This is a genomic window from Clostridiales bacterium FE2011 (genome assembly GCA_017569305.1).
In the GTDB taxonomy this organism is placed as follows: domain Bacteria; phylum Bacillota; class Clostridia; order Christensenellales; family Aristaeellaceae; genus Aristaeella.
Genome location: CP069418.1, coordinates 1,379,931 through 1,393,423 on the forward strand (window position 1 = coordinate 1,379,931; position 13,493 = coordinate 1,393,423).

The 13,493-nt window shown below is 49.9% G+C and carries 12 protein-coding genes; 7 read left to right on the plus strand and 5 right to left on the minus strand.

Annotation, left to right across the window (positions count from 1 at the left end):
* Positions 1-9 precede the first annotated feature (9 nt).
* Positions 10-363, minus strand: a complete 354-nt coding sequence (locus JRC49_06445; GenBank protein QTE72444.1) for a hypothetical protein — start codon at positions 361-363, stop codon at positions 10-12.
* 265 nt (positions 364-628) lie between these two features.
* On the opposite strand from JRC49_06445, the gene JRC49_06450 reads away from it, so the two are divergent.
* From JRC49_06450 to JRC49_06470, 5 genes are all read left to right on the plus strand, one after another.
* Positions 629-1,510, plus strand: coding sequence for a hypothetical protein (locus JRC49_06450; protein ID QTE72445.1), 882 nt, complete (start codon positions 629-631; stop codon positions 1,508-1,510).
* Between the two features lie 1,213 nt (positions 1,511-2,723).
* Positions 2,724-3,401, plus strand: coding sequence for a response regulator transcription factor (locus JRC49_06455; GenBank protein QTE72818.1), 678 nt, complete (start codon positions 2,724-2,726; stop codon positions 3,399-3,401).
* Complete coding sequence (locus JRC49_06460; protein QTE72446.1) at positions 3,391-4,752, plus strand: PAS domain-containing sensor histidine kinase; 1,362 nt, start codon at positions 3,391-3,393, stop codon at positions 4,750-4,752. Before JRC49_06455 ends, JRC49_06460 begins: the two co-directional genes overlap by 11 nt.
* Before the next feature lie 56 nt (positions 4,753-4,808).
* Positions 4,809-5,405: an HD domain-containing protein gene (locus JRC49_06465; GenBank protein ID QTE72819.1), complete on the plus strand. Its 597-nt coding sequence runs from the start codon at positions 4,809-4,811 to the stop codon at positions 5,403-5,405.
* A gap of 141 nt (positions 5,406-5,546) precedes the next feature.
* The gene (locus JRC49_06470) at positions 5,547-7,295 is read left to right on the plus strand and encodes a Na/Pi cotransporter family protein (protein QTE72447.1); all 1,749 of its coding nucleotides are present in this window, start codon (positions 5,547-5,549) and stop codon (positions 7,293-7,295) included.
* Between the two features lie 145 nt (positions 7,296-7,440).
* Here JRC49_06470 and JRC49_06475 read toward each other — a convergent pair whose 3' ends face one another.
* The 3 genes from JRC49_06475 to JRC49_06485 form a co-directional block, all read right to left on the minus strand.
* Entirely contained in the window at positions 7,441-7,926 is a 486-nt protein-coding gene (locus JRC49_06475; protein QTE72820.1) for a GNAT family N-acetyltransferase, read from the minus strand.
* A 61-nt stretch (positions 7,927-7,987) separates the two neighbouring features.
* Positions 7,988-8,587: a DUF1349 domain-containing protein gene (locus tag JRC49_06480; protein QTE72448.1), complete on the minus strand. Its 600-nt coding sequence runs from the start codon at positions 8,585-8,587 to the stop codon at positions 7,988-7,990.
* Between the two features lie 278 nt (positions 8,588-8,865).
* Positions 8,866-10,227: a peptidoglycan-binding protein gene (locus JRC49_06485; protein ID QTE72449.1), complete on the minus strand. Its 1,362-nt coding sequence runs from the start codon at positions 10,225-10,227 to the stop codon at positions 8,866-8,868.
* 190 nt (positions 10,228-10,417) lie between these two features.
* Between JRC49_06485 and JRC49_06490 the strand changes: the two genes are divergently transcribed.
* Together JRC49_06490 and JRC49_06495 are read left to right on the plus strand one after the other, a co-directional pair.
* Positions 10,418-11,284: a creatininase family protein gene (locus JRC49_06490; GenBank protein QTE72450.1), complete on the plus strand. Its 867-nt coding sequence runs from the start codon at positions 10,418-10,420 to the stop codon at positions 11,282-11,284.
* Positions 11,284-12,018: a MerR family transcriptional regulator gene (locus JRC49_06495; GenBank protein QTE72451.1), complete on the plus strand. Its 735-nt coding sequence runs from the start codon at positions 11,284-11,286 to the stop codon at positions 12,016-12,018. Before JRC49_06490 ends, JRC49_06495 begins: the two co-directional genes overlap by 1 nt.
* A 69-nt stretch (positions 12,019-12,087) precedes the next feature.
* Here the strand turns inward: JRC49_06495 and JRC49_06500 are convergent, their stop codons facing one another.
* The gene (locus JRC49_06500; protein ID QTE72452.1) at positions 12,088-13,431 is read right to left on the minus strand and encodes a GNAT family N-acetyltransferase; all 1,344 of its coding nucleotides are present in this window, start codon (positions 13,429-13,431) and stop codon (positions 12,088-12,090) included.
* Positions 13,432-13,493: the final 62 nt, after the last annotated feature.

Consider the following 13,493-nt stretch of genomic DNA (forward strand, 5'->3'; position numbering starts at 1 on the left):
AACCGGAAGTCAAGGTTGTCTGTTTATGCCTAACAATGATTCCCGGTTCCAATGATAGCATATCCTGGTGATTTTTTCAGAAAATTTTCGCCGCTGGCATTCATCAACAGAAGAATGCCAGCGGCTTTCCGTCATGAAAACATGACGTCCAGCCCGCTGCTGCTGGGTGAGCTTGTTGCCCAGCATGGACAGCTTGGCTTCCGTGCCCGCGATGGTCTTTTCATAGTTTTCAACGCCAGCCCCGGCCAGACGGAAGGTGGGCTCGGCTTCCTTGATCTGCTGGTTGATGGTGCGCATATTGCGCGAGAAATTGCTGGAGTCCAGCGACAGCGCGACTACCAGTTCGCGCAGGGTTTCAGCCATAAAGTTTCACTTTGATTGCAGGAGACTCGGGAAAGATGGCAGAATACTGGTTAGGAACATCGGTTCGACAACTCGGGATCTGAAAAACCACTTAACTTTGAATTCAAAGAACTGTCGACAAATCAAAACTTCCTTTTGCAATTGACCTCTGAGGAATATATTTCCTTCTTTCCTTTTCAGAGAAAAGAAGTATAATGATTCAGCGGAATCGAAAGACCGTCCGGTTGGCCTTTTATTCTGATTCACACTCTTGAGAGGCAGCCTTATGAATCGATTTTTTATTGACTCACTGAAGATGATGCGGGAAAATTACATCCGTGCCTTCGGGGGAAAATACGACACGGAGATGTGTCCAATCAAAGATGTGGAAGTGGACGAGCGGGACGCGGCGGGCATCGTGACTGCTTCTACGGGATTTCTTCGGGGGCTGACGATCGACGGCGTCAGCAGTCTGAAGAAAATCTACACAAATGACGTAAACGGAAAAACAGAGGAAATTCTTGATATTCGGGAGCGGGATGGAAGTGAACACGAATACAGGGATCTGGCGCTGACGAGATACCGCTGTTCCCTGATGACGGTTTTCGCGATGGAACAGCTGATGCGAAAAAAACCGAAAAACGTGGGATTCATCGGGACAGGCCGCACGAACCTAGCGAACTGCATCGGAATCTGCGAGCGCTTCTCTCCCTTGGGAATCGTAATCCGCGGAAGCAAAAGGAACGTCGACAAGAACATCGGGGATTTCCTGCTGGTTAACGGAAAAACGAAAGTGGATGACACGGAGGATATGATTCATCTTAACGCCTGCGATACCGTGATTATCTGCACTTCCGCCACAAGGCGGGAGGAAATGATAAGCGCCAACCTTCTGATGGGCCCGGATTTGATCATCGTTCTGGATAGCGGGTATTACCTGGATGAATCCTTCCGGAAAACCCGGGATAATTATTCGGACAGCCCGGAACAACTGGAAGCTCATTTCCGGGATGAATTTCCCTGGGATGAAAAAGACTATACCTTTAAAACACTGCTGGATAAACGGGACGCCAGAAAATGCACGGCCTACCTGTACGGCATCGGCCTGGCCGACGCCGTGGCGGGGGAGGAGATCACGAACCGCATTGAAAAATCTCACAGGAAATAAAGGCATCCTCTAGAACAAAAATTCTTCATCAAAAACAGGATGCGTCTCCGCATTCAGAGACCAAAATATTTCTCGGAATATAATCTTGTCCGAGAGTCGCCAAAGGGAATACATATGATCCTGTACCGTTCCCTTCCCTTTTTGAGATGAACGGTATGGATAAATCGGGGTAAATAATTGCCCTTCGAGTGTCATGTGAAAACCCGCAGAGCTTATCACAATCTGCTCTGCGGGTTTTCGTCATCTTTGGGTTTAAGCAGCAATCACTTATGGCGATGTATGTATTGACAAGAAGAATGTATATAATGAAACCGTAAATGAATACAGGGGGCTAATCTTAGAACTCTTTACAATAGATATCTCTTCCTCTGTAAACTTTGAATCTCTAGCCATTGTCAACTATCCTTCCTTTCGTTTGGTATATCACCTCCATCCTTTGTCCAGCAAGCATTCTGCATTGCTTTTCTTGTTAGTGTGCTATTTCCATTGTCCAGGTATGAGGACTCTGTGTTAATAGTCTTGTCCATTTTTGAGGATTTCGGCTATTTTATCTGTCCACAAACCGGGATCGGGTTAAATTCATCTGTCCATTCTATGGGGAGTATTTTACACTCCTGGCCCGTGAACACCCCCTGAACACCCCTGAACACCTTTTCATTGAACACCTCCAAAAATAGAAAAAGCCTTTATTTTAAAGGCTTTTCAGGTGTGTTCACGTCCACATTTCAGTTTGACAACTTGACCGGTAGCCCAGTGCACATCGTTCACATCGATGGGGTCGTTGGTTCGAGTCCAACTGTCACCACCACTCTGAAGCCCTTGTAGATCAAGGGCTTCTTTCTTTTTGTCCATTTCCGGTAAAGTGTACCCCGGGGTACACGGCTGTTGCGTATACAGTGTGCTCACTCACAAAAGTACCATATTGTATAGTAGCTTTTGTGGTGGATTCGGTATGGCTTTTTTGCCCGCAATCGGTCTGCCTTTAGCGCCTGCGTACGTGTGAACGGCGTGGTTGCAAGCAGCCATAGATAAATTGTAGAAACAGCATAAAGCGGTGAGAAGGATAATCATCTTTTTAACAAAGGCATAGTCCTGCAAAAATATACGGCTAAAGGATAAAGGATCTAAATAACTTTACGCCGATTTTACAATACAGAGGTTGCAGGACTTACAATATAAAACTATGCTTAAGAGTGACAGAGGAGGTTTTCCTATGATTTATTGTGTTGAAGATGAAAGCGCCATTCGGGATCTGATGGTCTACACGCTGCAAGTGTCCGGATTCGATGCGCAAGGCTTTGAGAACGATGTTGTCTTTTGGGCAGCCATGAAAGAGCAAAGGCCGGAACTTATTATTCTGGATGTGATGCTGCCCGGGGAAGATGGGCTGACGATCCTCCGTAAACTGCGCTCCTCTCCTGTAACGACAGATATTCCCGTTATTATGGCTACGGCAAAGGACAGTGAATATGACAAAGTGATCGGCCTCGATTCCGGTGCGGATGATTATCTTGCTAAGCCGTTTGGAATGATGGAAATGGTTTCCCGTATCAAAGCAGTTCTTCGCAGGGCAGGCAACAGACAGTCTGTGATTCTTTCATATGGGATGATCGTCCTCGATGAAAACAGGCACGCTGTTACCATTGACGGGAAGGCGGTTTTGCTCACATTGAAGGAATATGAACTTCTGAAGCTGTTTATGGAAAGCCCCGGCAGAGTCTTTACAAGAGACAATATACTATCCAGTGTATGGGGCGTTGGTTTTGCAGGTGAAACAAGAACAGTGGATGTTCATATCGGGACTTTAAGGACAAAGCTGGAGAAAGCGGGAGACTATATCCGGACCGTTCGAGGGGTTGGGTACAAGTTGGAGGAAGAAAATGAGCAGTAAGATATTTAAGGCAATCTGGATCGTTGCCATCTCGGTTTTCCTTGCCTCGCTGTTGCTGATTATGGGAACACTATACAACTATTTTTCGTCCTTACAGAGAAATCTGCTGCGCAATCAGACTGAATTGGCGGCACAGGGTGTTGCCATGTCCGGAATGGACTATCTTGACAAATTGAACATAGAAAACTATCGCATCACCTGGGTCAGCACGGATGGAACTGTTCTGTTTGATAACGAAGCAGATACAGCATCGATGCAGAATCATCTGGAACGACCGGAGATCCAGCAGGCCCTGAAGGAGGGATTCGGAGAATCTACCAGACATTCCTATACCCTGGCAGATCAGCAGTACTATGCTGCTAAAAGACTTCCTGACGGGTCGGTTTTCCGTATGTCAATCGCTCAGCTTTCTGTATGGAGCCTTCTCCTCGGCTTTGCTCAACCGATATGTTTTGTCATCCTTGCCGCATTGATCCTTTCATTTATTCTGGCGTCCCGGATCGCCAAAAAGATCGTCAAGCCCATTAATGAAATCGATCTGGAACATCCAAACCAATACTATGGGCAGGAAGCTTATAAAGAAATTGAGCCGCTGCTTCACCATATTTCAGTGCAGCAGGCACAGTTAAGACAGGATCAGGAAGAGATCGAAAAAGCGGCCCGGATTCGGCAGGAGTTCAGTGCAAACGTGTCACATGAGCTGAAAACACCGCTCCATGCCATATCTGGCTATGCGGAGCTTATTGAAACCGGGTTGGTAAAAGAGGAGGATATCAAGCCGTTTGCCGAAAAGATTCACGCAGAATCGCTGCGGATGACGAAACTGATCGAAGATATTATTGATCTGACAAAGCTGGACAGTGGCGATGTTGATATGAAGTGGGAGGACTGCGATCTGTATCGTATTGCAGAAAATGCTGTCGATTCTCTGGAGGCTGCTGCTTCTGAGATGGATATTACGATTGATATTGGTGGAGAAAGTGCGACCGTAAAAGCAATCCCACAGTTGCTGTACAGCATTGTGTATAACCTTTGTGATAATGCGATCAAGTATAACCATACCGGAGGCAATGTAATTGTTACGGTTGCGCAAAAAGAGCATAGCACCGTACTGTCGGTAAAAGATACAGGAATAGGCATTCCTGAAGCGGATCAGAAACGTATTTTTGAGCGTTTTTATCGTGTGGATAAGAGCCGCAGCAAAGAGGTTGGCGGAACAGGTCTTGGCCTGTCTATCGTTAAACACGCGGTTATGATTCATAACGGAGGAATTGAAGTGAAAAGCGCAGTTGGGGAAGGGTCAGAGTTTATCGTTACGATACCGAACCATCCAGAGGAGATTAAGCTGTGACGTATCAGGAAATAAGAGATAATGAAGAAATCAATACTTATATCCGCCAGGCAGATATGTCACTTTCTGCCCTGGGATATACTGAGCACAGTTTTGCGCATGTAACGATAGTGGCAGAAAAAGCAGGCTATATTTTGCAGACTCTCGGTTACGACAAACGGCTTGTTGAGCTTGCAAAAATAGCGGGCTATCTTCATGATATCGGGAATCTCGTCAATCGTGAAGAACACAGTCAATCCGGAGCCATTATTGCCTTCCGAATACTGGATCATCTTGACTTCCCTCCTGAGGAAGTAGGATTGATTGTTACTGCAATCGGGAATCATGATGAAGGAACAGGCACTCCGGTCAGTCCGCTTGCAGCTGCTTTAATACTTGCTGATAAAAGCGATGTGCGGCGAAACCGTGTACGAAATCAGGACATATCGACTTTCGATATTCATGATCGTGTGAATTATTCAGTCAAAAAAGCAGAGCTTAAAATCAATGAAGCACATACAATTATCAAACTGAAGCTTTCCGTTGATACCCGTTATGGTTCTGTGATGGACTATTTTGAAATATTCATGCAGCGTATGATTTTATGCAGGAAAGCAGCTGAAAAGCTTGGGCTTCAATTCAAGTTGATGATTAACGAACAGCAGTTGATATAGTGCAGAAAATCTTGCAGGAGTTACCGGGCCCCTGCGTTTTTTTAGCCTTCGCTTTACACGAATTTTACTAAGGCGAGATAATGATTTTGACATTGAATCTCTATTCTGGATCTGTAACAAGAAACAGAGTGGAGAATGATTATGGATTTATTTAATGCGTTGAACCTGATTGGCGGCTTATGTCTGTTCCTGTTCGGTATGACTTTGATGGGTCAGGCACTTGAACGACGCGCTGGCAATAAACTGAAAACGCTTTTAGAGCGTATTACAGCGAATAAGTTTGCCGGACTCATGACGGGACTTGGTGTAACCGCCATTATCCAGAGTTCGTCTGCAACTACTGTGATGGTAGTTGGATTTGTCAATTCTGGGCTCATGACGCTGAGGCAATCCATCAATGTGATCATGGGGGCAAATATCGGTACGACGGTAACCGCATGGATTTTAAGTCTTGCCGGAATAGAAAGCAGCAGTTTCTTTGTACGCCTTTTCAAACCATCTTCTTTTACCCCGATTCTCGCGTTAGTCGGCATTGTATTCTATATGATGTCAAAAAACAGTAAGCGTAAAGACACAGGGATGATCCTGCTTGGATTTGCTACCCTTATGTTTGGAATGGAAACGATGTCCGGCGCCGTCTCGGGGCTGCGGAATGTACCGGAATTCCAACAGCTGTTTTTGACTTTCACCAACCCCATTTTAGGCGTTCTTGCCGGTGCGGTCCTTACAGCGATCATTCAGTCGAGTTCTGCTTCCGTCGGTATTCTGCAGGCCCTGGCTTCCACAGGAGCAGTTTCTTACGGTGCGGCCATCCCGATCATTATGGGACAGAATATCGGTACCTGCATAACGGCAATACTTTCTTCAATCGGTACAACCAGAAACGCAAAAAGAGCCGCGCTTGTTCATTTTGCTTTCAACTTCATGGGAGCCGCCGTATGGCTGACGGTTTTCTGGCTGGTAAAAACAATTTTTGCTCCGGTATTTCTTGCACAGGCTGCCAGTCTGATAGGGATCGCGGTTTTCCATTCGGTATTTAACATTCTTTGCACCTTACTGATGCTTCCGTTCAGCCAGGTTCTTGAGCATATGGTCTGCAGGATTCTTCCTGATGCCAAGACAACGGAGAAGATTCAGGAACTGGATGAGCGTTTACTCGGAAGCCCTGCTCTTGCGCTGAACCAATGCAGGCAGGTGCTCGGTAACATGGCAGAATTGTCAATCCGGGCATTTCGGGATAGCGCTGCATGCGTTCTAAACTATGATAAAGTAATTGCAGATCGTATCCGTGAAGCAGAAGATAATACGGATCATCTTGAAGACTTGATCAGCACGTATCTTTTGAAACTGACCTCCCGCCATCTGGGAGATGAAGAAAGTGTGAAAGCAACAGAATATTTGAAGCTGATCGGAGACTATGAACGAATTGCAGATCATGCAGTGAATATTCTGGAGTCAGCAGAAGAAATCGTAAGCAAAAATGTTGTGTTTTCCGAAGATGCCGTAGCCGAATACAGAACGATATGTGCCGCGGTAACAGAAATACTGAATCTGTCTTTTTCTGCATTTTCAAACGAAGATATTGAAGCTGCACGTAAAACGGAGCCTTTGGAAGAAGTCATTGATACACTGAAAGAAGATCTTCGAACCCGTCATTTTTTACGACTCCAAAGGGGCGAATGTTCCGTGGCGGCGGGATTTGTGTGGTCAGATCTTCTGTCGAATCTTGAAAGGGTGTCCGATCATTGTTCAAATATTTCGGGATGTGTCCTTGATTCGGCAGGCAACACTATGAACATACACGAAAACCAGCGTGCTCTCAAAAATGCTGATGAGGAATATAAGCAGGAATACAATTTCTTTCAGCACAAGTACAGGCTGACAATTTGAATTATTTGCTCTGATGGATATGGATAATTATATACGTCAAGGGCAATTTCCGCTGCTTCCTCTGTATGTTTCGGTTCAAAATCTCGAATTATCATTTTTTCCCTTTCTGCAAATCCCGATTGGCCTTAGTCAACAATTTCAAAAGTTAAAGTACGTGATAATAAGGGCAAATGTTTTCATAGCGCCCGTCCTTCATCCTGAATCCGCCGGGGATTGTTCCAAGCTGAACAAACCCCAGCCGCTCGTACAGATGCCGGGCATGGATATTGCTCTCAACAACGGCGTTGAACTGGAGAACACGGAAGCCAAGCTCCTTTGCGATCTTCAGGCAGTCCAGCACCAGTTTCTCACCGATATGCTGGCCCCTGCATGCGGATGATACTGCATAACTGGCATTACAGATGTGCCCACAGCGCCCGACGTTGTTAGGATGCAGGATATACAATCCGACAATCTTACCGTCATTTTCCGCTACGCCGGTATAGCTCTGGGAGGCAAAAAAGGCTTTTCCGCTTTCCATATCCAGACATTCTTCCTGTGGAAAGGCGATTCCTTCCTCGACGATCTCATTCCATATCGGAATCATTTGTTCCAGATCTGCCTCTGTATATTCTCTGATTCGCTTTGCCAGTCTCCTTCAGTTGAATCGTTATTATGAAACAGAAAATCAAAAGATACAGTGTTGTCTTTCATCAGTCCGGTTGCTGACCATCATGCGCTTTCCATGCGCATTCTGTCAGCTGCATATCGCTGAATACTGCTGTGAATGATGAGTCTTCAGGAGAACAAGCATAAATCCCAAATCGGATTTTGCCACTTCCTTCAGCCATGTGACAGATTCTCATCTGTTTCCATGTACTGCCATCTTCTGAACACTCTATACAGTAATCATCCTCCCTGCGGCTGAAACGATACCACATTGATTTCACATCAGCCGGGATTTCTGTAGTGGCCCAGTCGGAGTATCCATGGTTCGTCACAACACTTCCCAGATGCTGAAATACCGCGTTCTCATACTCAATGGAACCCTTCATCCAGTTTTCACTGTCCAGGTACATAACAATCCCGCACTGATCGAAACGGAGGTGGCTTTCTTCAAAGCTGGTTTTCACAACAAAACTGAAGTATTGCTCATCCGTCTCCATCTGAAATACCGGGGCATTGTCATTTCTAAAATGATAATATGTACGCTGCCAGAGATCAGTATGCGGCAGAGTTGTAACCTGAATGATCCCATTCTGAATAACACAGGCTTTCGGTTCTCTTGTCCAATGAAATAAATTCAGATCCATCGTATTCCTCCTATTGCGGGGCTGATCCCTTATCTCGCCATAGCCGACAATTTCAAAAGATATTTTGGCAAGCCCATACTGGTTACCGATCCCAATTTTAACATATCCTCTGGATTTTTGGCAGAAAGTTTTCGCCGCTGGCATTCATCAACAGAAGAACGCCAGCGGCGGAAATTACGTCGGCGGGCGGGGAGACAGTGACCTTCGGTCAAATGCAGAATGCAGAATAATCCGCTGCGGCGGGAACATGATGACAATTTGACGTGATGGTGTTCCGATCAGCCTTTGGGTTCTTCATCGTCGTTTTCCGTTTCCATCGCCATGCCGTAGGCGAAGAGGCGCCGGAGATCAGTCCAGGCCATGTTGCGGGTCTGGCCGCCCATGACGGCGGCGATGAGGGTTATGCCGTTTTCCTGGTAGGCGCCCACATAGCAGAAACCGGCGGTGGAGGTATAGCCGCTTTTCACACCAGCCGCATGGGAAATATAGTATGGGGACAGGGGATTGAAGATTTCCCATTTCACGTTGACCGGAAGTTCTCCCCTTCTCTCCGTGGCGGGCAGGGTGTATTTCAGGCAGGTTACAATTTCACGGAACAGGGGCTGCGTCAGGCCGTTGCGGGCCGCGGTTACCAGGTCCCTGGCGGTGGTATAGTGTCCCTCCGCCGTATAGCCGTGGGCATTCACAAAGTGGGAATGTTCCATTCCCAGCTTCTTTGCCGTTTGATTCATTTCTTCCGCAAAAGCTTCCACGCTGCCGGAGCAAAGCACAGCCACCGCGTTTGCCGCGTCATTGCCGGAGCGGATCATCATGCCATAGAGCAGGTCCCGCATCACCATGGTTTCCCCCGGCGTGACCGGCACAAGGGTGCTGTCCTGCGGGACATCCTTCGCTTCCTCCGGGATCACAACGGCTTTGTCCGGATCACACAGGGACAGGGCCGTCAGCAGCGTCATGATTTTTGTTGTGCTGGCGGGCTCCGCCGGTTCATCCGCCGCCTTTTCCAGCAGCACTTCCCCGGTGGAGGCGTTGATCAGGCAGACTTTTTCAGCATAAAGGTACGCGCCTGAAAGCTTTTCAGGATGTGCTTCGTCAAAGCACAGCGGCGCCTCAAAGCCATAGCCCTTCAGGTCTCCCGTCAGGAGCAGGTATTCCTGCTCCGAAATCTTTCCGTCCGGCCGGATCTTCTCCGGCTCCCGCTTGGCCATATACTCTTCAAAGGCCTTCATTGCGGTTTCCGTGTTGCCGCCGTACTGTCCGTCCGCCTTGTCCTTCAGCAGGTTCAGGCCGATCAGCGTCTGCTGGGCTTCCTTGACCCGGCTGCCCCAGCTGCCTTTGACCAGCGTCTTCAGGAGAGCAGTGTTTTCTTCCTTCATGATCTGTTCCACCGTCTTTGCGTCGGGAATGCCGGTGGGCTGAACAGCGATGCCCTCATCCGCCAGCAGCTTCTGGGCCAGGGCAATGGCTGCGGAAGTCTTCTTGCCGATGATCCCGTCCGCCTTGCCGATCTCATATCCCAGGCTGATCAGGCGCGCCTGCAGGGCGGCAATATCCGTTCCCTCCGCCCGGGCCGGCCCGAAGGGCAGCAGCAAACAGGCAGCCAGCGCCGCGCATATGATTCTCCGGAACGGTACTTTCATCCTGTTCGCCTCCTGTTTCATGCCTGCCCCGGGATCGGGGGTTGATCGTCACCTGACAATATAACGAAGGAGGCAGGCAGATTGTTTCACAAAACCCGGCAGGCGCCTTCTCCTGTTTTTTCAGGGGGTATTGACCTGGCCGCAAGGGCCGGGTTTATCCTTTGCCCGAAAACCGAAAGGAGGACGGATTATGAAGGATCTGAGCCTGTTGACATGGAAGGAAATCAAGGAGCTGGACAAGGACAAAAGCATAGTCTCCGTTGTGCTGGCACCGATAGAGGAACACGGGTGGCATCTGCCCCTGGCCACCGACCTGTTGGAGGGGGAACACTGGAGCCGGGGCGCCCTGGCCCGGGCGGAGGAGGAACTGGACGCCGGATGCTTTTACCTGCCGGCCTTTCCCGTGGCCGCCGCATCCGTGAACGAATTCTACGGCTCCATTCATTTTTCCATGAGGACAACCTGTACCGTTGCCCGGGAAATCCTGGAAAGTTTATGCTGCATGGGATTTAAGCACATCGTTGTCATCGCTTCCCACGCGGATCCCCAGCACCAGATTGCCGTTGAGAAAGCCGTCCGGAAGGTGAACCGGAAATACGGCGTCCGGGCGATTGCCCCCATGGGACCGATCTTTATGGGGACGGGTGTGGAAGAAGAGAAAGAACTGAAAAGTTTCCAGGATAAGCACCCGGATGACTACCATGCGGGATGGGTGGAAACCTCCAGCCTGCTGGATATGGATCCGGCCCTGGTCCGGGAGGGATATCGGGACCTGCCGGATACCCGGATCACGGACAGGGATATGATCTTCCGGAAAAAACAGCTGAGAGCCATGGGAGCATACGGGCATATGGGCTCTCCCCGGCACGCCTCCCCGGAACTGGGACAGATGCTGAACGAGAATTGTGTTGCCTCCCTCTGTGACGCGGTAGTAAAATTTTACCGCAGAAGCGGCTATGAGCCGTATGCGCGTTACACATTATACAGGATTCTCCCGCTCCATCTCGGATTTCTCAGGAAAGTCCGGAGAGCGAAAAACAGAAAGGAGAAAGACTGATGTATACCAGGGGTCAGTTTGCCGTGATCGGAAAAGTGGGACGGAAAGCCCTGCGCCTTTATCACGAGGAAGGGCTGCTTGTTCCGGCCTGTATCAACGAAGAAAACGGTTATCACTATTATGAGGAAGGGCAGCTCGCCGTACTGGAAAAGATCCGGAGGCTGAGACAGATCGGCTTGTCCCTCTTTGAAATCCGGCAGGTGCTGGAAGGAAAAGCAGATGAGAAAGAAGCGGTCCGGAGCCGAATCACGGAAATGGACGAACAGCTCCAGGCTGTAAAGGAGCTTGCCGCCGGCAGGGAGCAGGAAGAGGAGGCCGCCCGGGACGCCCTTCCGGACATCCGGCCGTTTGAATGCAAAACCTGCCTGTATATTGATGAAAATGTGGAGAAAGAAGACCTGGGGGTATCGGTGGGCAGACTGTATGAACAGGCGGCGCGGGAGGGACTTTCCGCCCAGGGAAGCCATTTTGTCCTCTATGAAAACCTGAACAGTGAAGAAGGGTTTTCCATGCGGACCTGCCTGCCGGTTTCCGGCGGCGGCAACGGGAATGTGATCTGTGTATCTGAAGCGAAATGCCTGCATCTGCATTTCACCGGGGGTTTTTCGAAGATCGGAAAGGCGCACGAAATCATCCACCGGTATGCGGAGGGAAACAAAACGGAGTTATCCGGCAGAGCTTACGAAGTATACAACAAGGATCTTTCGGCGGACGTGTATTATCCCGTGATATAAATGAAACTGAAACCGCCCTGTGAAGCGAATGTTCACAGGGCGGATGTTTTTCTCTCAGGCCGGGTTGTTTTACTGAAACTCCAGGACGGCGCAGACGGTACCGTTTGCCAGGATGGCCACGGTGGAAACCCCGTTCTCCTCGGTATACTGCGCGGTCACGTCATCCTGCGGGGTAACGGCTTTGGAATACAGAACGCGGATCTGTTCAAACTGTTTCCGCAGGATTGCCTCCGGCAGCGCCTCCCGGGCCAGATCCAGGTAGCGGGTGTTATGCACATGGCCGTTATAGTCAATATCGCTGCGGCGCAGGGAAAGGGCGCAGGTGCTCTGCGGGACTTCCGGCGCCCGGAGCCGGCCGGGTTTATCGTCAAACACGGTCTGCTCCCGCGGCTGGTAGGCCTGGAACAGTTCCTCCGTAATCCGGGTCAGGCGGCCCTTTGCCGTATCCAGGAGCACAAAGGCGGCCTCCGCCCGGAGCAGTTCATTCCCTTCATCGTCATTGACAATAAAGTCCCGGTAAATCATCGCCGCGGGGGCTTTGCCCCGGGCCCAGGTGTTGATATGCAGCGTTTCATTGCTCCGGGGCCTCCGGGTAATCCGGACCCGCCACTCGGACAGGATCCAGACGATCCCCGCCCGGCTGCCCGCGATCACGCTGTCGTTGGCGTAATCCGAGTGATGGCTTCCCGCGGATTCCAGCACCTGGAAAAGCGCTTCATCCCGTAGATTGCCGTATTGATCAAAATCGTTGAGACGGAGTTTTGTCTCCTCCTGCCAGATCATACCCTGCTCCTCCCTGATATCCATCGCGTAACTCCAGCTGCCCATGGTTTTGCCGTGGTAGCTGTAGCTTTCCTCCCGGAAAAGCCAGAAGCCGTTCTTTTCATAGAAATGCCGGTTATCCTCAGAGTTGGTGAACAGCACCAGGCGCTTTCCGCCCCGGGACCGGACGCGGGGCACCAGGCATTCCCGCAGCATCCGGGAGCCGATCCCCTGCCCTTCCTGATCCGCATCCACGGTAAGGGAGCTCAGGTACCAGGCATTCTTCTCCGCGTGGCAGGGTTTCATGGCCGCGGCATTCATATCGTCCCAGTCGGAAACCCGGCGGATTCCGCCGGCCAGGAACACCTTTCCGTAGCCCGCCCGCATATACTGCCAGGCAGAAGGTTTTACCCACTCCGGCGGGCAAAGCAGCGCCACGGCGCACAGGGTATCCCCGTCCCAGGCGCCCCAGATGTCCGTCTGACCGAAGCACAGGCGGAACTCAATCTCCAGCATCTTTTCCAGGAACCGCTTCCGGCGGTTTGCATCCGGAAAATAGTTGGCAAAGTATTCATAATCCATGAAGCTGCGGGCCGCCAGCGCGGTACAGGCCGGAATGTCCTCCCGGCGGATCTGCTCATAGCGTATCATGCTGTGCTGCCTCCCTTCCCGCAGTGTGCTTGCATCTTTTCGCAAAACATGTTACAACCGTA